General features: G+C 50.8%; 19 protein-coding genes and 3 pseudogenes. 3 read left to right on the plus strand and 19 right to left on the minus strand.

The window, feature by feature from the left end:
* The first annotated feature begins 797 nt into the window (after positions 1–797).
* From AAIG39_RS23235 to AAIG39_RS23245, 3 genes and pseudogenes are all read left to right on the plus strand, one after another.
* On the plus strand, positions 798–1,874 hold the full coding sequence (locus tag AAIG39_RS23235; protein WP_090087262.1) for a porin: 1,077 nt from the start codon (positions 798–800) through the stop codon (positions 1,872–1,874).
* 673 nt (positions 1,875–2,547) lie between these two features.
* A pseudogene (locus AAIG39_RS23240) lies at positions 2,548–2,745 on the plus strand (DinI-like family protein); the annotation flags it as partial.
* Positions 2,746–2,827: 82 nt separating this feature from the next.
* Complete coding sequence (locus AAIG39_RS23245) at positions 2,828–3,430, plus strand: hypothetical protein (protein ID WP_343194821.1); 603 nt, start codon at positions 2,828–2,830, stop codon at positions 3,428–3,430.
* Positions 3,431–3,504: 74 nt separating this feature from the next.
* Here AAIG39_RS23245 and AAIG39_RS23250 read toward each other — a convergent pair.
* The 19 genes and pseudogenes from AAIG39_RS23250 to AAIG39_RS23340 all read right to left on the minus strand — a co-directional run.
* Positions 3,505–3,780: pseudogene (locus AAIG39_RS23250) on the minus strand (S24 family peptidase); the annotation flags it as partial.
* Between the two features lie 192 nt (positions 3,781–3,972).
* A complete protein-coding gene (locus AAIG39_RS23255) occupies positions 3,973–5,133 on the minus strand; it encodes a tail fiber domain-containing protein (protein ID WP_343194822.1) in 1,161 nt (386 codons plus the stop codon).
* A 56-nt stretch (positions 5,134–5,189) separates the two neighbouring features.
* Positions 5,190–9,362, minus strand: coding sequence for a TipJ family phage tail tip protein (locus AAIG39_RS23260; RefSeq protein WP_343194823.1), 4,173 nt, complete (start codon positions 9,360–9,362; stop codon positions 5,190–5,192).
* A 51-nt stretch (positions 9,363–9,413) separates the two neighbouring features.
* Positions 9,414–10,028 (minus strand): tail assembly protein, encoded by a 615-nt coding sequence (locus AAIG39_RS23265; protein WP_343194824.1) that lies wholly within the window; start codon positions 10,026–10,028, stop codon positions 9,414–9,416.
* Between the two features lie 62 nt (positions 10,029–10,090).
* Positions 10,091–10,645, minus strand: a complete 555-nt coding sequence (locus AAIG39_RS23270; RefSeq protein ID WP_335294327.1) for a hypothetical protein — start codon at positions 10,643–10,645, stop codon at positions 10,091–10,093.
* Between the two features lie 62 nt (positions 10,646–10,707).
* On the minus strand, positions 10,708–11,418 hold the full coding sequence (locus tag AAIG39_RS23275; protein WP_165158590.1) for a C40 family peptidase: 711 nt from the start codon (positions 11,416–11,418) through the stop codon (positions 10,708–10,710).
* 1 nt (position 11,419) lies between these two features.
* Complete coding sequence (locus AAIG39_RS23280; protein ID WP_343194825.1) at positions 11,420–12,175, minus strand: phage minor tail protein L; 756 nt, start codon at positions 12,173–12,175, stop codon at positions 11,420–11,422.
* Entirely contained in the window at positions 12,172–12,519 is a 348-nt protein-coding gene (locus tag AAIG39_RS23285) for a phage tail protein (RefSeq protein ID WP_103279693.1), read from the minus strand. Before AAIG39_RS23285 ends, AAIG39_RS23280 begins: the two co-directional genes overlap by 4 nt.
* A gap of 2 nt (positions 12,520–12,521) precedes the next feature.
* Positions 12,522–15,095, minus strand: a complete 2,574-nt coding sequence (locus tag AAIG39_RS23290) for a phage tail tape measure protein (RefSeq protein WP_343194826.1) — start codon at positions 15,093–15,095, stop codon at positions 12,522–12,524.
* Entirely contained in the window at positions 15,076–15,357 is a 282-nt protein-coding gene (locus AAIG39_RS23295) for a phage tail assembly protein T (RefSeq protein WP_343194827.1), read from the minus strand. The genes AAIG39_RS23290 and AAIG39_RS23295 overlap by 20 nt, the downstream gene beginning before the upstream one ends.
* Before the next feature lie 50 nt (positions 15,358–15,407).
* Positions 15,408–15,818, minus strand: coding sequence for a phage tail assembly chaperone G (gene gpG / locus AAIG39_RS23300; protein WP_343194828.1), 411 nt, complete (start codon positions 15,816–15,818; stop codon positions 15,408–15,410).
* Between the two features lie 12 nt (positions 15,819–15,830).
* Complete coding sequence (locus AAIG39_RS23305; protein ID WP_343194829.1) at positions 15,831–16,562, minus strand: phage tail protein; 732 nt, start codon at positions 16,560–16,562, stop codon at positions 15,831–15,833.
* Positions 16,563–16,569: 7 nt separating this feature from the next.
* On the minus strand, positions 16,570–16,968 hold the full coding sequence (locus AAIG39_RS23310; RefSeq protein WP_343194830.1) for a phage minor tail U family protein: 399 nt from the start codon (positions 16,966–16,968) through the stop codon (positions 16,570–16,572).
* Complete coding sequence (locus AAIG39_RS23315; protein ID WP_343194831.1) at positions 16,965–17,519, minus strand: phage tail protein; 555 nt, start codon at positions 17,517–17,519, stop codon at positions 16,965–16,967. The genes AAIG39_RS23310 and AAIG39_RS23315 overlap by 4 nt, the downstream gene beginning before the upstream one ends.
* Positions 17,500–17,886 carry a head-tail joining protein gene (locus AAIG39_RS23320; protein ID WP_343194832.1) on the minus strand — a complete coding sequence of 129 codons (387 nt, stop codon included), beginning with the start codon at positions 17,884–17,886 and terminating at the stop codon, positions 17,500–17,502. Before AAIG39_RS23320 ends, AAIG39_RS23315 begins: the two co-directional genes overlap by 20 nt.
* Before the next feature lie 12 nt (positions 17,887–17,898).
* The gene (gpFI, locus tag AAIG39_RS23325) at positions 17,899–18,282 is read right to left on the minus strand and encodes a DNA-packaging protein FI (protein WP_343194833.1); all 384 of its coding nucleotides are present in this window, start codon (positions 18,280–18,282) and stop codon (positions 17,899–17,901) included.
* Between the two features lie 41 nt (positions 18,283–18,323).
* Positions 18,324–19,112: pseudogene (locus tag AAIG39_RS23330) on the minus strand (major capsid protein); the annotation flags it as partial.
* 331 nt (positions 19,113–19,443) lie between these two features.
* Positions 19,444–19,632 carry a hypothetical protein gene (locus AAIG39_RS23335; protein ID WP_343194834.1) on the minus strand — a complete coding sequence of 63 codons (189 nt, stop codon included), beginning with the start codon at positions 19,630–19,632 and terminating at the stop codon, positions 19,444–19,446.
* 11 nt (positions 19,633–19,643) lie between these two features.
* Positions 19,644–21,983, minus strand: a complete 2,340-nt coding sequence (locus AAIG39_RS23340) for a phage tail tape measure protein (RefSeq protein WP_343194835.1) — start codon at positions 21,981–21,983, stop codon at positions 19,644–19,646.
* Between the last annotated feature and the right edge of the window lie 12 nt (positions 21,984–21,995).

Here is a 21,995-nt window from a genome sequence, read left to right on the forward strand (position 1 = left end):
TTCAGTTAATGTCATGCTTACTCCATCCCGGGAAAACCGTAACCATAGCATTATTTTATTTCATTGCTTATGCGTTCGTCCCGCAAAAGGGTGTTCCATGCAATCCCACCCAATATGAGCCCTACCGTGCCGAGAGTCAGGAAACTACGTAAGCCAGTGTCATTGCCCCGATACAACAGGCTCTCTATCGGACAACTCACCCACCGGTATTGCAGTGGTATGATTGACAGTCCAGCCATCCGAAACAAACCAGGCATAGTGAGGTCTTGCGGAGCTTATCTTCTTGTGTTTTTCCTCTGTAATCATTCAGCCTAAAAATTATTAAAAAACATTTAGTGTGTCTCATGTATTGCAAGAGCCGCATAAAATGGCTGTATATTTATCTTATATTCTGTGGCACTATTCCGGGACTATCAGCATTGAGATGCTTCTGGTTTATTCATCATTCTTTTCTTCGATATTTCGCCTGGGATCACCCAGGCTTTTTTTTATTTTTTATTCGTTTTGAAAATACAAACCATACAAAGATTCACCAATCGAATAAAATGCATTAAGACTATAATCCAACACCAACCATGCACAATAAAAATACCATAAAATCAATCGAATAAATACATAAACACTTTCAGATTCATAATCTAAATATCACCCCAAAAAGAAATATTTTGCAATATTTTAAATAATTTGCTTACATATTTGGCGTAAAAATTAATGAACTTCATAGAATAGTATTCAGTTTGTAATTTCGGATGAAATTGCAAATATTCATATAAATTATGATCTCAAGGGAATAGATTATGAAAAGAAAAGTACTGGCGATTGTAGTGCCTGCGCTATTATTTGCAGGCGCAGCAAATGCGGCGGAAATTTATAATAAGAATAGTAATAAAGTCGATTTATACGGAAAAATGGTCGGCGAACGCGTCTGGTCTGACACCGATAAACACAACAGCGAAAACGAAGATACCTCTTACGCCCGTATTGGCATCAAGGGCGAAACGCAGATCAATAGCGAACTGACCGGGTTTGGGCAGTGGGAATACAATATGGATGCCAGCCATCCAGAAGGCGCTCAAAGTGAAAGTACACGTCTCGCCTTTGCCGGTCTGAAATTTGGCAACTTTGGCTCTTTTGACTATGGTCGCAATTACGGCGTCGCTTACGATGTCGCGGCGTACACCGATATGTTGGTTGAATGGGGCGGCGATTCCTGGGCTTCTGCTGACAACTTTATGAACGGCCGCACCAATGGCGTTGCAACCTACCGCGTCACCGATTTCTTCGGTGAAGTCGACGGACTTAATCTGGCGCTGCAATATCAAGGCAAAAACGACAACCGGAGCGTAAAAAAACAGAACGGCGACGGATACAGCATGTCAGCCTCTTATGAGTTCGACGGTTTTGGTTTTGCCGCCACCTACGGTAAAGCAGACCGTACTGACGAGCAGGCTGCTGACCGTAAAGGTGATAATGCTGAGGTCTGGTCTGTCGCGGCAAAATACGATGCCAACAACGTTTATGCTGCATTAATGTACGGCGAAACACGTAACATGACCGTCGAGAAAGACGACCAGTTTGCCAATAAAACGCAGAACTTCGAAGCAGTTATTCAATACCAGTTTGATTTCGGCCTGCGTCCGTCTCTGGGTTATGTCTACTCTAAAGGCGATGATCTGAGCCGTCGTGGTAGCTTTAAAGGCGGTGACGCCACCCGTGTAAACTACATCGAACTCGGTACCTGGTACTACTTCAACAAAAACATGAACGTCTACGCGGCATACCAGTTCAACCTGCTGGATAACACGCAATATGTTCGTGAGACTGGTATCAATAAAAACGACCAGTTCGCAATGGGTATTGTTTACCAGTTCTAATCTCACTTTTCTTTCAAAGCCCGCCGCGAGCGGGCTTTTTTGTGGCAAAAGCACAGTCCTGCCGCAGAATAAAGCATGTAATGATAAAATTTACTGGAGTAATGAGAAAAACATCTGTGACGAGAGTCGTTGAAAGCGAGGCGCGTAACTGATTGAATAATGGCGGAGAGAGGGGGATTTGAACCCCCGGTAGAGTTGCCCCTACTACGGTTTTCGAGACCGATTCGATTCCCCCTTAAATCAATCACTTATTAATCATGCATGGTATAAACGCGACATTTTGTAGTCAACTAAATCAATTAATTATGAACTTATCGACACTTCATATACCAACCCTTTAACTCACATAAACGGGCACTCATCCTCCCCGGGCCGGTTTACGAAATTAGTCACCCGGCCAAGCAAAATAATATCCTCCAGTGCTTCGCCTTCAATCGCCTCGCCTTCTTCTGTAATGAAGGACTGCCCCATCAGTTTCGCAAACTGCTGATGCCCATACAGCGACAGAACAACGGTGCATCCCTGCTCCAGTTTTTACAGATCATCTTTGACCACTGCGTTGCCGTTTGAAGCTGTTCTGCTCAGCGAACGCGACAGGCAACTGCAACTTGATCTTGTGATCCGGAGTTACGCACTAGGTTGATGGGATAAAGCACCAACGATTAACGCTCGCATCAAGGCTGAACTGACAAAGAGAGTGCACAGGATTTTTTCCGGTGCCGAAGCGAAGGTAAAGCCGATGCAGGCGAACGGCTTGAATAGCGATGCCAGCAAAAGCGATCGGGAAAAGCTGAACCGCATGCTGGAGGAAATGGTTGCTGTAATTGTTCTCTTCCGTATAGGCCATATTGCGTTATCATATAAAGTGTAACAACTACGGGAGCAGACCTTCCGTTAAGTATAAGTCGTACAACTACACATATCGGCATGAATAAAAATAATGGGGCTTAAATATGGGTGTTAGGCAAGATGATGAAGGCAAGTATGTTACCAGTGACAGGCCGTTTACACAGTATGATCATAAATGGCAGGCAGACAATGCAGAGAGCTGGCAAAGTGCATGTGATGCCAGCAAATCAGTTAGTCAGCCGAGCCAGTCTTACCAGACGCCACAGTCTACAGCAGTTGCCGGTCAATCTGGGTTAAGCATTCTTTTTGGCTATGCCACGATAATATTAATATTCTGGGCTATTCTTAATTTTTTTATTCTTATTCCCGGCCTGAGGGCAAGTTTTTTATTACAAAGCGCCGGGGGCTTTTTTGCAATACCTGGGGCAGGTATAGGATTTATTCTTAGAGTTGTCCATTTAATACTTTTTGCCCCTTATGTTTTTATATACCCTTGGAGTGATGGTGACATTGCCAAACAATTTTGTTATCAGATGGGTGTGATAGCCGTAATTTCGATTCCAGCCCTAATTCTGTGGAAAAAGATAAAGAAAACCATACTTTATTTTACAGGAGCACTTGCGATATTATCCTATATCTCCGTAGGTTTGCTGGCACTTAACAATGACTTATGGGCTTCTTTTAAAGTTTATCCCTTTTTAAACTAGCGCGGCAATTTCATGCCGTTCAAGCTTACCCGATTCCCGCCCGTTGTGCGGGAATCTTTGTAGAAACCAGACACGCCCACGATGTTACTGACGACAATATCGTTATGCTGGGGCGTAAAGCTGAAGTCGACGAGAAGAAAAGAGCCATCGAGAATACCGGCGCCGATCATGGAATCACCGGACACACGCAGCGTGTAGGTTGAAGAAGGGTGCGGAATAAGAAGTTCATTAAGAGCAATGCGTTGTTCGACATAATCCGCAGCTGGAGACGGGAACCCACAATGTACCGGGTCACTAAAAAGTGGGATTGTCACAACAGCACGTAGCTCCGCTGGCCTCATGATCAACATATAAACCTTCATACAAACACTGTTTTTATATACAGTAGATTTAATAGCATTTTTGATCAAGAGGACGCTGCGGTTGTTGATGGTTTTGAAAGGGGTAGGTTTGTGTTAAAGGCTATAAGAGATAAATAGTTATCCGTGTAGAATTTTTTTAATGCGCTGAACTGTTCGCTCAGCTTTTGTTCACCTCTGCAGTTACAGTTTTCCCATTGCTTCCAGTTCAGCAACGCGCGCGGTCAGCTCGTCGATTAGTTTCTGTTGGGCCTGTATCGCCTGAGTCAATTTTGCAATCAGGGGTACTTCTTTCAGGTAATACGCGTCAGTAGGGTTATCCTCATCATACCCGTCAACCAGACCAGAACCGCCGACACACTCAGGGGAGACCGTTACCAGGTCGTTTGCGATAAAACCGAGCATATCTTCGCTTTCAGGAATTACCCCGCGAGCTTTCATTTTGAAATATGCTGGCATCCACCCCATAACCTCAGCAAGAGCTGTTGCCGCATTATTAGCGTATCTAATATTCTTTTTAAGTTCTCTATCTGACGACGTTGTAAACGAAACTCGCCCAAGATTGGTTGTGCCGACAAATCCGGTTAACCCTCCGTTGCCACCGTAGTTCCAGTAAAAATTCCACGGTATGTTCAGATCTGTTGCCCCATTTATCCCACCGCGTGACGTGAATCCTGCAACAGAGTCCAGTTGCCCTACAACCTGTAACACACCGCTTGAACTATTTATCAGCCTGACATTGTAGTCGCTGGTGTCTTTATTAAAATGAAAATCAATAAATGGCGTCGATGATGTCAGTTCAATTGATGAAAAATAAGGCACATCATTGGGGCCAAGCTGCAGGGCCGTGCGCGCGTCTGCTGCCGTTTTTGCCCCGGTACCGCCCTGACTAATTGACAGCGCAGTGGTTAACCCGGACAGGCTGGTGATGTCACTGTTAGCCCCTTTTTTTGCCAGCGATTTCTGGCCGGGAACCGTTACGGCCGCCCCGTTAATCGTGATAGTGACGTCACCCGCCCCGTTCATCACGTCGGCGAAGCCGCTCATATTTTTTTGATACAGCGTCAGCGTTTCAGCAATATTCTGCGCCAGACCGTCCACGCTCAGCGAATCACTCAGCAGGATAGCGTAAGCAGTACCGGCTGCAAGTGCCGGGTTTGCAGCTGGCGTTACGGTGAGCTTGGTTGCGCTGTTAATTGCGGTTATCTGGAACACCTGTACCGGGTTTGCCAGAGTGACCAGAGTGCACCCAACGCGGATCAGTGAGCCTGCTGCTGTAAAGTTCGTACCGGTTCCCGTCAGCGTGTTACCGTTGATGGCTATGGTGCCAGTTGTGTAAATCATATTTTCTCCAGGCATAAAAAAACCCGCCGGAGCGGGTTTGATTTTAGTTTGAATTGTTACTCGAACGCGCCGCTCCCACGGGCAATCATCATTGTCGGGGAAATGATGCCAGTGGTGGCATAACTGATTCCATTAGTTTGAGAACGTATTGAGCAGGCTACAACCCTGTCAGAAACCCTCGCACTGAACATCACTGCTGTCGCCATATCCCCGCTGAGTTTACTGGCCCGCAGGCCGTAGGATTTGGTGTTTGACCCGATTGTTATAGTCACTACCGTGCCATCATAATCTGACGGGGCGTTTGTACTGACCCGGAGCTGAATCATTGCCATCACAGTGACATGTTTTACCTGGTTAGTTGCACCAGAATCTGTATAGGTCATCGTTTTGAGAACGTTACTCGTTGATGCCGTCATTGGTATATCACTGAAAACCTGCGCATTAGCTACGTCACCGATAAATGATTCAGCCTGAACGGTGCCTTTAAACGAGCCGCTGGTCGCATTGATTTTCCCGGTAAACTCCCCGTCCTTCGCATAAACAGTCCCGCGTACCGTGACATTACTGAATTCAGATGAGCCATCTTTACCAATTCGCCAGCCAACTGAGCCAGCCACGTAGTTATTTGACTGGATATACGCACCGATTTTCGCATTGGTGATAGTCCCGTCCTGGATAAACGTGTCACGAATAAACGTCTGGCCGTTCTGAATAACAAACGGCAGCGTGACGGCTGAACCAGCCTGAGACATAACCGCAAAGCGGTCAGCAAGGAAAATAACCTGTGACTGCATACCAGCAGGTGTGTTCTGAACACCCAGCCCCATCCCTGCTGCGTACCGCATGCCGTTGGCATCCACGCCGACCTTTATCGAGTACATCGCGTTCAGGTTGCCGTTGATATCCGCTACTGCCTGGGCGTTAGTGGCGATAGATGAGGTATGACCGTTAACTGTTGCACTCAGTGAATTTATCTGCGTGGCAGCCGCCTGCTGATAACTGGAGACGGACTGAGACAGACTGTTTATAGACGAGGTATTCCCCGCCACATCCGTGCGGAGCTGGAGCAATGATTGCGCGGTGGCCTCATTGCTGCTGGCGACTGCGCTCTCAACGCGCTGAATACTGGCCGCATTAGCGCCGTACTGCACACTCTGTTTTACCTGCTGGCTCACCTGCGCCAGTGTATTCTCAATCAATGCCACCGCCGTGTTTTGCACCCCGCCGGACGCGTTAGCCGTTTTCCCTGACAGTTCGTCGAACCGGCTGGCAGACGCGCTATCCAGCGAGGTGACAGCCTGATCCAGTTGCGTTATGGCAGCGGTATTCTGCGCCCCCGTCTCTGCCGCTGCTGTCGTGGCCGCCGTCAGTTGGGTGACCGCCGTCGCGCGGGCCTCTGTCTCGTCAGCCAGCGCCTGTGTGAGCTGCGTTACCCCGGCAGCGTTCTGGTCGGTTTTCGCCTCCAGGCGTGTAACATCAGTAACGCGGGCCTCGGTTTCAGTGGCAATTACCTCCCGCAGTTGCGTGAATGTCGCCGAGTTTGCGCCGTTCTGTGCAGACTGCCTGACAACTACGTCAGCGATGGCCAGAGCGTTATTGATAATCCCCTCTGCCGTCTGCCGGTTCGCACCCACTGCCGCCGCCAGTTGGTCGGCGTTTTGGGTAATTGCCGTGGCGAGGTCAGCAACGGTTTTGCTGGTTTCAACCGCGTTCTCAATGATGTCTTTGAAAAGCGCCGAGTCTTTTATTTCATCCAGAATAGCGTCAGTAATATCTGACACATCAACACTGGCCTGCCCCCTCACCCATCCGGTGTAACCCGACTCATTCCCGGTCCTGTCCACCAGTTGCGCGCGGTACCAGAAGACCTGCCCCGCCTTGAGGCCCATCTGCTGATATTTGCGCAGCGGATACGGCACGTCCGCCAGCAAGACCGCATCATCAGTCGTACCCGTTGCACTGTACTGAATTTCCGTTTTCAGTGTGTCTTCCGTGTTCGCAGGGAATCCCCAGTTCAGTTCAATGCCGAAAACCACATTGTCCGACGCGGTGAAACCGACAGGTTTCGGCGGGTTTCCTGTTTTCCCGGTCAGTGTTGTTTCGGTTGAATATCCCCAGCCGGAGGAAATTTCAGCCGCGTTAATAGCCCGCACCCGCGCAAGATAACGTCCGGTGTAAATGGCCGGCACCTCAAACGACGCGGTAGAACTGCGGGGTACGTTCACCCAGTCGCCATCGTTACGCCGCCACTGGGCCTCATACGAAATTGCGTTTGGTGCCTGGTCCCAACTGACGCGCATCGTCTCCAGGCTGATCCCCTGATTCACAACGGCGTAGCTGGAAATGACGATATTCGAAGGTGCAGACTGATTACCCGGCGGGATAACGCTTACCGGGCGCTGATCGATAATCGCGCCTGTATCGATGCGGGCATATTTATCCGGATCATGGGCTGCCCCCACGATGGTGAATGTGCCGTCGTCATTTTCCGTAACACTGACGACGCGGTATTGCTGGGCATAAAGCGAATCTGACTCAACCACCCACACCGCCTGGGCTTCTGGCGTTGTAGTGAACACCGTCGAAACGGTGACTTTATTACCGCTGACAGCCTGAATGGTGCGGCTCTGTGATGCGCCTGTCGGGAGGTTCACCATGATGCGATCACCCGCTACGGCATCCGGCACACGGTCGAGCGTCAGTACCCGACCGCTTACCGCGCTGATGCGGCCACCCGTTACTTTTCCGGCCAGCTCCCTGTCACTGACTGCAATGATGTATCCCGGCTGCGGAATATTCCCGTCGAGCCCGACAGAGAAGGTGACCACGCGGTCTTTGTTATTGGTCAGAATGCCCCAGCGTCCCTTACGGTTTGCCTCCGATTGTCGGGTGCAGCCGATAGCCGTCAGTTCAAGCTGGTTAAAGCCAAAGCGACGCACCAGATCCTGCTCGAATACAGGCTCCATTGCGTCGGAATACGCATTCGCCGGGTCGGAGTATGAAACCAGTGCAGAGGTATAGCGGGTTTTGGAGGTGCTGCTGCTGTACGTGAATTTACCGTCCAGGGTATTTGCGTTCGTGTAGCTGTAATCGACGTCACGCGGCATATCAGCCAGGGCAACAATCTGATTGCCGCCCCAGTACGTCATCCCCCGGAAAATGGCCGCAAAGTCGCGCAGCACGGTATACGCATCATTGCGATCCTGGACGTAAACGTTGCAGGTATAGCGAGGCTCCATACCGTCTCCGCCCTTCCCGTCAGGGACAAGCTGATCGCAGTACTGTGCAACCTGATACAGCATCCATTTATCGATGTTAGCTGCCGTCAGCCTGTCACCCAGGCCAAATCTGTCACTCACCACCAGATCATAAAAAATCCATGCCGGATTATCCGTCCAGGCCCATTTAAATGCGCCTGCCCATGTACCGCTGTAGGTACGTGTTTCAGGGTCGTAGGTATCAGGGACGCGGATAACGCGCCCGCGCGGCTCGCATGAAATCTGCGGGACAGAACCATTAAACTGACTGGAGTCGAACTCGATATACAGCAGAGCGGTATTCGGGTAACGCAATTTTGCGTCGATGACCTCTGTGTAGCTCTGCAACGTCATTGAATCGCCGATTTTTGCGCTGTTCGCATCTGCAGTGATTTTACGCAGGCGAACCGTCCACGTTGTGGCTCCGGCTGGCAAATTGATGCGGTGGCTGCGCTCATAACCGCTGGTCGTCTTCCCCGTTACAGATGTGTTGATTACCGTCTGAAATGCGCCGCCGTTCGTCTGCAGGTCTATCGCATAATTGATGGTGTAACCCACCAGATCGCCGTCATCTTCCTGCCGGAAAATGGACGGCCATTTGACGCGCAGGCGAACGGCAGAAAGCAGTGTATTGGTCAGTGTTCTGGTCCACGGAGAAGCGCTGGAAACAACCACACCGCCCAGGCTGATTTCATTTTCACTACCTGGCATCCCCTGAATATAGGTCTGTGCCTGCGTACCAGAGCGAAATTCCCAGGCCACACCGCTGAAATTTGACGAACCGTCAGCATTCAGCAGCGGCGTACCATCCAGAAAAATAGATTGCCCGGTGAGGCCGCCAGAAAATTCGCCCTCACCCAGCGCCAGCAGGATTTTCGCTTTTGCGACTGACTGGAGATCGTCGGGCTGTTCTGTCGGAGTACGGGAAGATGAGGAGCCTCCCTTGCGGCCCTGAATTTTCTTATTTGCCATATTTCGCCCATAAAAAAACCGCCAGGCGGCGGTTATTAAATTGAGGTGTTTTTATTGCTGGTCTTCAACGTAAATTCCTGCAGAAATAATTGCGCCGCCGATACGACGCTTGCCGTACAACAGAGGCACCGGATAGCCCTGCGACGTGGTATTCGTGACGCTACCGAATGCATATGACGGCTTATTGTCTGCTGATTGCGTTTTCGCCAAACCGGCAGGCTGAGGGGATAACAGTTGAATGACACCGCCGAGCGTTAAAGATACCCCCATAGCGGCGACAGCCCCCCAGCCACCCGCAAAGGCAGTACCACCAAAGCCAAGCGCTGCACCGTTAGTCGCAATTGCAGCAACGGTAACAAGGGCAACACCGAGAATAGTCTGGAGCAATCCTCCACGCTTACTGCCCATGATAACCGGTACGACCCGGATGACTTCACCAGTAACCGGAAATCCCAGATCATCTATTCCGATATTTTTTTTGCCTTTGAACACAGCGTAGGTAAGCCCGCGCCGCTGACTGGATATCATGAATTTTTCAAAACCGGGAATTGTCGCAGCTAAGGCCCGAGTAGCTTCGTGAGTGGTGCTTATTAATCGGTGATGTACTTTACCAAAAGTTTTACCAAGAATTCCGCAAAGTTCGATTTGAATCATAGTTTCATACATTTATTCCTCCAATATAAAAAGCCCACAGAAGTGGGCGATAAAAGAGAAAACAATCAAATTAATTATGCATCTTTCCGAGCCAAGAAGAAATAAAGTATTTCAGAAAATTCATTAGCATAGTTACCAGGCATATTTGATTTAATGTTTTGAATCTCATTAAAATTAGCCTTAAGGATATTATCAGCGGATTGCCCAGGCATTTTTTCAATCAACTCATCAGCAAATCTCTTAATATCAAGCTTATTTAAAGCCAGTACATTATTTTCATACCAGAGGAATTTATATGCATCATTACTTTCTGGATTTTGTTGCATAGCATTAGCAATGATGTCCCTGCCGCAATGTTTGCATACCTTAGCAGCCGCCAGTATCTTTTCAGCACAAAAAGGGCAACTGATTTCATTACGTGATGAAGTTTGCGACTTACCAAAAATTACAGCTAAAAGCCCACCAAGAAAACAAACAGATCCAAATATAAGATAGTTTTGTTGATCCCTCATCAATCCTAAGTTATTTACCCTCTGACCATAGGTTGTAGTTACGGAGGTATCCATTGAAAGGGATAGAAAAACTACAATAACTCCTACAATCAATATGAACACACCAAATGCTTTCACGTTATGTCCCTCGCACAGCTAATTTTTGAAAGTCTGCGCCCGCAGCGCCTGGGCGAGTCAGGTTAGCATAGAGCTTTATAGCGTAAAATCTTCATTGTTCTTTCCATCCAGTAGCCACCGTACGGGGTGCGATTACTGAGCCGTCCATAAAGATGATGGAGCAACAGGTTACCCTCCAGTAGTACCCCAGCGTGATTCCATTTGTTGGCCTGCACCTGCATGATCACAACATCACCCGGTTGAGGAGCGCCAGTCGCTTCTCTGAACCCGCATTTATACCAGTTATCCTGATACAAATTGTCGGGGTACTGGTCCTCCCACCAGGGATAATCAACACGGTAATCCGGCAGCTCAATGCCGTACGTTTGCCGATAATAGGATATTACCAGCCCCCAGCAGTCGTAAACCCCCAGCACAAAAGGACGCTCAAGCAACGACAATTCGCCGCGCGGATTAATTGTGCGCAGGTCGCCTTCGGGCCAACTGACGATGTGCCAGGGCACCGCCATCAAATCGCATTGCGCCTTATCCAGTTCGCTGGGCTGCGTCGTTGCGTCAGGATGGCTATGCACGATAGCCGTTACCGTTCCCCAGTCCTCAGCTGCGGCGTAGTCTTCCGGCGACAGAACAAAATGTTCAGTGGGTTCGTTAGCCTGATTACGGCAAGGAAAATATCTCTCCACTCGACTTTTTTGCGCCACGACACCACAACATTCACGGGGATATTCAGTGGCGGCATGCGCCATGATGGCATCTATGGTTTTCTGACGCATATCAGCTCCTGATGAGTGACGTGCCGGGGAATCCGCCAAAAGAAAGTTCGTTATTTTCCCCAAAACGAAGTTTGCAGGCGGTCAGGGTGCCGTTGCACTGGTCTAATGAAGGATCAGTTACCGGGTTGTTGTTTTTGTCGAAGTAGTTCGTGCCTGCATAGTCACAGCCATCACCGCTGCGGTACTTACCACGAATACACCAGGAGCAGAGAGAATGAAGCTGACGGGTCGGGATCATTAAGCCCTGCAGGTCCATCGGACTGGTTAACCGAAACTCGATAGCCTCTGACGTTTCTGTATTTTTCCCGTCGATATACCAGACCTGCAACTTTTCCTGAGTGGGATCTGCAGTGGCATTGCCGGAAGGGAAATTGCGCGCATCCAGATACTGCGCCAGCGTGTCATGTATAGTGACCGTCGCTTTCAACAGTTCGTCATATGCAAGGCACAACGCAGTGATGGCGCCGTCAAGGTTCGCCACGGTCAGTTTTGGCGTGGCGCCACTGCCGGTAGTCGATTTTTCCAGTCCGTTAATCTGACAGGGCCAGGCTTTATATTCGTTACCCTGCCACCAGATGGATTTAGCCGGAAGCGTTGATTCATCACCACCTGCTGCAGTTATTTCTGCCGGGGTATGCGCAATATTGTGACTATGGAATCGTAGCACTGCCCCCACGCCAAAAGAGGTACCATCAACTTCAAAAAGCCGGATTTCATTTCCCGGCTCCAGTTTTTGATAATCATTATTCAGACTCATGGTGCAAACGCCTGTTCAAAGGTTGCAGTGATGGTAATTAGTTTTTTACTTTTAACGATGAGTTGAAGGCTGTCAGCCTGAACACGCCATAACGCGAGTTCCCCATAGGGGGGCTGAAAAGAAAATGACTTTGTTTTATGGCTCCTGAGAAACGCATAAATTTCAAGTGCAGTATCTTTATTCCCTGTATAGGAAAATGCGTAATTCAGGGTCTCCGAATTAAGCCCATTTCCACTTACCTGCGTATAACCGTCACCAAACTGAACCTTACGGATATTATCTTTGACGGTGACAGCAGGCTGTCCCGATGCCTGAATTTTCCAGGCAAACGCATCAATAGCCATATTTACCTCGTTTTGGTCAGAGCCCAAATCATTCCACCCGGTCGGGATTCTCTTTCAATGCCTTCCCGAATAGATTTGTCGACAACCTGCTGATAAGCCCGACCAAGCGCAGCAGCATTTGCCGAACCCTGTTGATCCTGAGAGGATTGTGGCGTCGTGACAGATACGGGCGCATAGACGCTAACGCCAGTCTGCAGACTGCCCGATGTGGCATTCCCGACGAACCCGCCAGAGGCATACCCTCGCATCAGGCGATAAAGGTTTCCCACGCCGAGGCGCGCTGTAGATTCTTTGGTGAAGACAAATTCGCCGCCATGAACAATCCCTTTTGGCTCGAATTTACCGCCGGGTCCGGTATAACCGCCGCCATCGTATTCAGGGATATAGCCGCCCTTCCAGGCCTGTACCGGGCCAACAAAGCTGGGACTACCTATTCCACCGCCCTGCGGGCCATCGAAAGAACCGGCTACCCACCCCATGGCTTTCTGAACGGCCCAGGCCACCAGCAACTGATTGGTGATTTGAACAATCGATTTGAGGATGGAAACGGTGAAACTTTTGAAGGAAGTCTTCCCGGTGGTCACCAGTTCAGTCAGCATATCGCTCATGCCGCCAAGTGCACTGGATGCGGCATTCTGCATGGCAGAATAGACGTTTGTTGCTGAATCCAGATACTCGGCGAACCCCTTTTTAGCCCCGCTGAGCCAGTCACCGCGAAGACTGTCCTCAGCGGCGTAATACTGATTCAATGCGGCGAGTTCACGCTGATAATCGACGTCAGTCGTCTTGCCCCCGGCATTTTCCCATCCGCTCCTGAGTTGTGCATACGCAAGGTTACGCCCGGCGGCGCGGTCGCTTAATGCTGCAGAATCCGTTAATGCCGACTGCTTCGCCGACATCTGGTTGGTGTATTTCGTCGCGGTATCCATCCGCTTGTTAAGCTGTTCCTGCGCGGTGATCTGGTCGCCTAAAAGGGCTTTTTGCTGTGCAAGGGCAAGAATGCGCGCTTTGTTTGCCAGCAGCGATTCTTCCTCTTTTGAAAGTTTGCGCTGACCTGCCGCCTCTTCCAGCACAGAGAACTGAGCCTCGGTTTTCCACAGGTCTTTACGCTGCTGACTGATGACGTCATTTAATCCGGTGTGCTGCTGCAGCACTTTAAGCTGTGCCTGCAGGGCGATAAGTTCAGCCGCTTCCCTGTCGCTTGCTTTGTCACCTGCCGGAACCGTTGTTTTTGGGGTTTTGGGATCCTTATATTTTTCATTGATCGCGGCGGTTAGCTTATTGAATTTGTCCTGTGTGATAAGCCCCTGTTCAAGTTGCCGTTGATATTTCGTCTGCAGGTCGTTACGGATCTGAGCGTTTGTCCTGGCCGATTCCAGAAATTTATCAGCTTCAATATTTGCCGAGACCTGTTGCCGGTTTAATTCAGCAGTGGCATTACGTTGCTGTTCTTTAATCGCAGCAAGATGGTTTTCTTTCTCAATCTGGTTATCTAAAGCTTGCTGGCGTTCTTTATTCCCCTGAGCCATAGTGTCGTTGATACTATCAACCACTACCGATCCTGTACCAGGGCGAAACTCAGGAAGTTGAGCCGTAGTGGCATTATCAGCGACCCGGTCACTCCAGAACTTGTAATTTTTTACCTTTTCAATGAGACCCTGCCAGGAATTCGACAGATCGTCCAGGTCTGACTTAGAGGCATCTTTGAAATTTTTCTGGCTGTCACCGAGCGAGTCGATGATCAGTTTCGTGGCACCGGCTTTATCACCCAGATCAACCATATGCCTGACCTGTTCATACAGTGCCAGGTTCGCAAAGTTATACTGCTGGTTGATATCGACAAATGCTTTCAGCGGGTCCTGGGGGATTTTCCCCAGCTCGGCCACCAGGTCTTTAACGCTGGCTCCCGTATTTTTTGACAGCAGGATAGCCGTCTCGCTCACCTGTCGGATCTGATCAACTGTCAGGCCCAGTCCGGTGGCCTGCGCGACCGCTGCCGCAACCGCTGATTTTCCCGCATCAGCGTTTTTTACTATCTGGGCGGTGATGCGCGCCAGGCTGTCGGCGGTCTGGCCGCTGATATTCCCGGTGGACGCGATAGCCTGGTTATACGCACTGGCCTGTAAGCGCCCCTGATTCCAGTTATAGGTGAGGAGCCCCACGCCGGATACCAGCGCAGTAATCCCGAGGGTGGTCGGGGTGATAAACCCGGCCAGCGTTTTTGCATAATCAGCAACACCCAGCAGCGCACCTTTTACGCCACCGAACTGGTCTTTGATCTGCCCGCCCTGCTGGAGCAGAATCAGAAACGGAGACTGGCCGCCAGCAAGCTGCGTCGCAATATCAGTAAACTGCGCGGGCAGGCTGCGCATGGCGGCATTGTACTGACCAATCGAAATTCCGGCTTTTCTCGCATACAGCTCCTGCCGGGTAAAAGCGCTTTGCACTTCCAGTGCCGCATCGTTTGCCGCAGACCCGATCCCTTCCAGCCCCCGTTTGACGTAGTTATACCGCTCGGTAAATTTAGCGTCGTTTAAATCCAGATTGACAATGAGATCACCCACCGCCTGGGCCATAACGTATTCCTCCTGTAATGCCTTCGGCGGCCAGCATCATGGTTTCGCCGGAAATGTCGGTGTCGTCGTCCGTTTCCGGACTGGACCGGGGGTTGAGCAGGCTGAAATCTGCGGTGGTAAGCCCGTGGTCTTTGCAGACCATATCGGTGATGTGATGGCTCAGTCGTGAGAAATGGGCATCAATTAAATCCGTGGCGAAGTATTCGTCGGCATAAAATTGCTCCCATTCACTCAGTTCGGTGCAGGACATCTGCGCCAGCATCACACGCCAGTCAGGTCTGCGGAACTCACGGGCAAGTTTAAGGGCGAATTTCAGGGCTGCGGCGTGGGCTTTTCCGGGGAGTGGGGTTCCGTGTCGGCATTTGATTCTGCATCAGGTGCAACGGGCAACATTCCTGAGAGTTCCCGCACGATAAAATCCGCCTGACCAATGGCAGGCAACGGCCAGCCGGAAAGCACCTCCTCCTGCAGTTGATCAACGGATGGCCCTTTTTGTCCTTCCTTCTGCCAGAGAGACATAGCAACGATCCGCGCGCCAATCTTCACATTGATGGTTGTCACGATGCCGTTGAGCACTTCCGGGCTGACTTCTGTGTCGTCCGCAGGAACATCTTTATTCACGTCGGCGATATAGCCGATGAACTCAATACGCTGCAGTGCTGAGAGTTCATAAAGCGTGATGGTTTCGCCGTTGTATTCCAGCGGCTGAGTTTTCAGAAACATGCATGACTCCGATCAGGATACGGTGATTTTGCTGACAGCCGCGAATGAGCCGTCATTCGTAATCGCGAGAATTTCGGCAATCCCGGCTGCAACACCCGTGACGGTGACAACACTACCGGCCACGCTGACTGTCGCTTTTGACGGGTCGGATGACGCCAGGCGGAATGATTTATCGGTCGCACTGGCAGGCAGAACGGACAGATTCAGGGTCGTGGTTGCCCCCACGGCCACAGCCGCAGTCGATTTATCAAAAGACGCGCCCGAAACAACAATGACCGGGGTGGTGGTGTCTTCGGCCAGCAACGGTTTGCCGCTGTTAGTGACCTTGACCGTACGGGTAATGTTTTCTTTGTTCGTCACGGCTTTACCCAGACTGCTGACCCAGCCAGAAAACACATCCACCGTTCCGTTAGGATATTTGATGCGGTACGTGCGGTTTGAGCCGTCATCAAACCACTGCACCAGCGCAATTTGTCCCTGCTCGCCGGGTTTCCAGGCCAGGGTGAAAGACGTGTTACCCGCAGATTTCTGACCCTGCCCGGTAGCTGTCCAGTCGGCATTGGCATCATCAATATACGTGTCGTCAAATGAATCTGCCGTCAGTTCACCCGGCGTCAGTTCCTTGACCTGAGCCAGCCGCGTCCAGTCGGTATCGACCAGCGGATTCGCTGTGCCTGAACCGGTATACAACCAGAGAGTTGTCCCTGCACCTTTAACGGGTGCCAGTGGATTAGGTGTTGCCATAGTTGCCTCACATTTCGTAAGTAATGGTGTATTTAAGGTCTGCAGAGCCCCACAGCGCGAGAACGTCATCCCGCTGGTAGTCATATCCCTGAATATTCATCAGCGTCAGCAGCTCTCGTAGCGCCGGGACATCATTCAGTGCAGGGAAAATACGCGTCCCGACCCATTCATCAAGTTCAGAATCAGGGGCCTGGGCCGGAAGAAACACTTCGATATGCAGTACGGCCTGCCACAGTTCGACGTCCACTTCCTCGCCTGTTGGCGCTGCATCAGTCAGATACACCGCAATTGCAGGAAAATCAGTTTCCTCGAAAACGGCAGGCCGTCCGTCGAAATACAGGGCTGCGTCACGGATTTCTGCCTCAAGGGCATCGATAACAGCCAGCCGGATGTCACTGTTTTTCATCGTGTCAAAATTAACCTGAGTTGATTTTTGAGGGTTGCCTGTAACTCTTTCGGTAAATCGGACTCCATAAGCTTCGGCAATTCTTTCCTGAATGCAGTAGTCAGGGGGGCCGCCAGCGGGATGCTGACAACCTCTATGGGGTAACGCGGTTTTGCCGTTCTGCGTAACACGTGCCAGCGTCCGTTCTTAAGCTGCTGGATAAAGGCATTGGGAAACCGGAATGCACCAATGCGCAGCACGCTGTTTGCCCCCTGCCTGTCTCGTTTGCGCCGCGACAGCCTGACACTGGCAACACCCAGTTTGATGGCGGGCAAATTCCCGCGATTCACACGGATAGTTGCCATCGGTTTTGATACGCTGGCTTTTTTAACCCGGGCACGCTGATTAACCAGTTTGCGCGGCACCCGGGTATCAGCAGCGACAACTTTCACGCTTCTGGAGACGCCACGTGTGGCGATTCGGTTGATGGCCTGGGAAGATGCGCGGGGCACCGCGGTTTTACTGATGGCGTTTAGATTGGCTATTGCCTGTTCAAGGCCTTTGACGGACATTTGCTCCCTCCCTGCCAGCACGGCGGGATGTTGCAGGCGGCTCACCGCTACCGAGCCAGATATGACATGAACCGCAATCATCAGGACCGATGCGATCAACCCAGTACTGCTGACTGTTGATACTCAACGTATCAAGGCGCATGAGCCCGTGCAGCGCTGACGTTTTCACAAAAAAGGAGGGACTTGAGCCCTCCACACGGATACCCGCGCCTGCATAGCCAATATTTTCAGGATCGTCGAAGACACCCTTTAAAATATCGCCCTGCTGAGCGCCCGATGTGACGACGGCGTCGGTCCCCATCGTGCTGCGCACAGTGTCATCAGCACGCGCCATTGCAGCATCAAAGATATTATCGAAATCAGCCACACCGCCCCCTTTTCAGTTGATGGAGGCCAGTCCATTCAGAACCAGTGATCCTGCAATATCAGGAGCCACGCGGATTTTTGTACCAGGCCCTGCAATCGCCACCCGCTCACCTGATGTCTCATGTAACGCATTGATATGCAGTGTCGCCAGCACGTTAACGGTCACCAGTTCAGCGGGAGGTTCCTCTTTCACGCCGGAGGTGGTGTTACTACTGACGGCACTCACTGTGCCAGCAACAACCGTATCGGGACCAGGCGGCTCGTCATCATTGAGCTCTTCTTCAAGCTCCGCTATGCGGAGTGTCAGCTCTTCGTTCGAGCCTGACATATTCACTTCACGCCCCAGCTCAATACCGAGTGCTTTCAGGCGCGCGATGAGTTCATCTTTTTTGCTCATTGGCATGACTCCATAAAAGAAACGGCCCCGAAGGGCCGGTATCAGGCAAGTTTCACAGAAACAAACGCATCCGGGTCTGCCAGCAGCATCAGCGGCGCTGACTGGATCATGGTGAACTCGCGCGCCGGATCACCCGTTTGTACCCAGTTTTTCGGATAACGGGTGGAAGCATTAATGCCTTCCCGCTGGGCATCCACATCCTGAATACAGCCGTAGGTTCGCAGGCCGCGGGCCTGAGTGTTGCCCAGCACCATGGTCAAATCCGGCAGGTAGCTCTTTTTGACATTGTCCTCAACGTATTGCCCTGCGTAGACCACAATGGCAACATCACCATACATGCCCTTGTAAGACACCGCTTCGCCAAGGTCTTTCAGCGCTGTTTCCAGCTCGGAGTTTGACCCGCGACGGGTATCCAGCCGTTCACGGACGAGTTTAAATGAACGGAAGAGAGACCAGGCTTTCGGGTCAAAGACAATGATGTTGACCACACCACTGGCATTCAGCGCGTAGGCTTCAATATCATCAGTCGGGTCGAACGTCTCCTTGTCCCGGGTGGACCACGCCGCCGCGCCCGCCTGGGTGATGTTATTTGCGGCGCTGCGGCCCATATCCACTTCAACCGGTTCGAAAGCTTCGCCCGTCATGGTGTATTTGCCGCTCAGCACCGCCGCAACGGCCTGTTTTTCTTCCACCTGTGCAATCGCCAGCTCTTCATCTTTCATATTCTGCAGAATGATGCGACGGCGACGGTAGGCAGGATCAGCGAGATTTTGCGGGTCTTCATCAGGCAGGCGGCGCAGGGTCATCTGTGGGTTAACTTCATGTTTTGGCTACATGAGTCAACAGTGAAAGTATCCGAATGATTTTTCAGTAATAATCTCATGTGAGTAACTAGCAGAAAAATCAATTGCAATACACATTGCAATACATTGTGGCGAGCACCACGCCGAACGATAACGTTAGATATCGACGTGTTGTAGAGGGGGCGCCAACGGCGCAGTGAGTTGCAAATTAACAACACGGTTATTTGAGCGCTCCGTTCAGGGGATCACAAAATTGCGACAGGTGCGATACCCAATAACCGGGTAACGGTAGTTGTAATCCCGCCCTCGGGTTTTCCCCAGAAGTTGGAAGAACTTAGACGCGGGGAGGTTAAAGGGCTTATCGGCGGGGTGATGGTTTGCGCCAGTGGTATTCGGGTGTGGTCATTCGCTGACGGTGACGTTCTTTAGCAGACAGAGCGCTGTTAAGGCGGGTACGGATGATCAGTTGCTCCTGTCCGTTCAATGCATGGCCCTGCAGTCGGGCCATTTCGATAAGAACTGTTTCTGCAATCTGCCGTTTGAGCATCTTCGCGCACCTTATCTTGTTTTATTTAAATTCCAGATCATACCGCCAGGACTCATCTCCTTTTTCAGGCGATCAGTGATGCCCTGCTGCACAATGCCCTGGACCACCCGCGCCGTGTTGGCGGTATTCGCCTGGCTCACCTCGCCGCCACCGCTTTGTTGGCTGATGCTGACCGGGGCGTAAACACTGATCCCTCCCATAGTCGGTACCGACACATTACCGGCACCAACCAGCCCTCCGGTTGCGTACCCTCGCATCAGGCGATAGAGATTTCCGACACCAAGGCGTGCGGTGGACTCTTTGGTAAAGACGAACTCACCACCATGCACAACACCTTTTGGTTCGAATTTCCCGCCAGGCCCGGTATAACCGCCGCCATCAAACTCAGGGATATAACCACCTTTCCATGCCTGTACCGGGCCAACAAAGCTGGGACTCCCGATGCCGCCACCCTGTGGGCCATCGAATGAACCGGAAACCCACCCCATAGCCTTCTGGACTGCGTAGGCCACCAGCAGTTGATTAGTGATCTGAGCAATCGTCTTGAGGATTGAAACACCAAAGCTTTTGAAGGATGCCTTCCCCGTTGTCGTCAGATCAGTAAGCATGTCGCTCATGCCGTTCATAGCTCCTGCCGCCGCATTCTCCATAGCGGAATAGACGTTTGTCGCCGAGTCCTGGTATTCTGCAAATCCCTTTTTAGCCCCGCTGAGCCAGTCACCACGAAGGCTGTCCTCAGCGGCGTAATACTGATTCAATGCCGTCAGTTCCCGCTGATAATCAACGTCTGTGGTTTTACCACCCGCATTTTCCCAGCCACTTTTGAGTTGTGCATACGCAAGATTGCGGCCAGCAGCGCGATCGCTTAATGTCGCCGAACCGGTTAATGCCGACTGTTTTGCCGACATCTGGTTTTCATATTTTGTTGCGGCATCCATCCGCTTATTTAATTGCTCCTGCGCGACAACCTGATCTCCCTTAATGGCCAGTTGTTCTTTCAGGCTGAGAACTTCCTTAGAGTGCGCAAGCAATGATTGCTCCTGTACTGACAGCTTTCTACGTCCGGAGGCATCTTCCAGAACCTGAATTTGCGCTTCTGTCGTCCACAAATCCTTACGCTGCTGGCTGATCACATCATTGATGTTTCGGTGGCCCTGCAACACCTTAAGTTGTGACTCAAGTGCCAGTAATTCTACCGTTGCATTGTCTTCCGCTTTATCCCCTGCTGATGTTTTCACTGCGGGCTTTTTGTCGCGCTGCTGTTTCGCCTGTTCGAGTTCCTTTTCCCTGGCTGCTATCAGTTTGTTAGCATTTGAAATCGCCTCAGCGTCACCAGAGGCTCCTATTTTTTTGGATAGCTCGCGAGCCTGCTTTAAGTTCTCCTCAGCAGCGGCCACCCGGTCAGTTGAAAGTAACTGCTTTTTAACCAGGTCAATATTTTCCTTCACGGTGGTATTGCCCTTGATCCTGAGCGTTTCAATCACCTGTTGAAGGTCTTTTGCTTGCTCAATGAACCTCATGGCCGGATCAATAGCGCCACCTAAAGCAACGTTCTGTTTACCCAGGTTCGCTCCAGTGAAGTAATTTTTAACGCCTTCGGCGGCCTTACTCCATGAGTCAGGAAGCTCCAGGACTTTCAGGCGATGCTGCTCGATAGCATTATTGAGGGCAGTAAAATCAGAAGACCCCTTGTAGGCTTCCACCTTCGCTTTGGCTTCCTGATAACTGAAACCCACGGCGATCATCTTTGTTTCGGCTTCGGTCGCTCCATCTTTGGTGCTGATAAACATACTGGTGATGTTTTTTACCGAATCACCTGACGCATCGGCCATTGAACGAATATTCAATGCGAGTTTTTGCGCACTGTCCCCGGTAATGCCAAGCGTATCGTTAACAGTCTTGCTCACCTCTTCCAGTTCCTTGCGGGCGCGATACACAGCCATGGCTGTGGTACCAAACGTCGCCGCGACTACCCCGAAAACAACCTGGGTCGGAGTGAGCAGCGCGGAAAAGGCTTTAAATGTACTGGAAATACCACCAAATGAATCCTTAACCTGGCTCCCCTGCTGGAGCAGAATCAAAAATGGATTCTGACCACCGGCGAGCTGTACAGCAACATCGCTAATTTGTGCCGGTAGCATGCGCATAGCATTGTTGTACTGGCCAATCGAAATTCCCGCTTTCTTTGCAGCAATCTCCTGACGGCTGAACGCCTGCATAACCTGCATTGCGGCATCATTAGCAGACTCGCCAATCCCTTTAAGCCCCTTGCGGGAAAATTCAATCTGCTCATTAAATTTAGCGGCATCAACATCAAGGCTGACGACTAAATCACCGACACTCTGAGACATGAAATACCTCTG

The organism is Phytobacter palmae (assembly GCF_039409775.1).
GTDB lineage: Bacteria > Pseudomonadota > Gammaproteobacteria > Enterobacterales > Enterobacteriaceae > Phytobacter > Phytobacter palmae.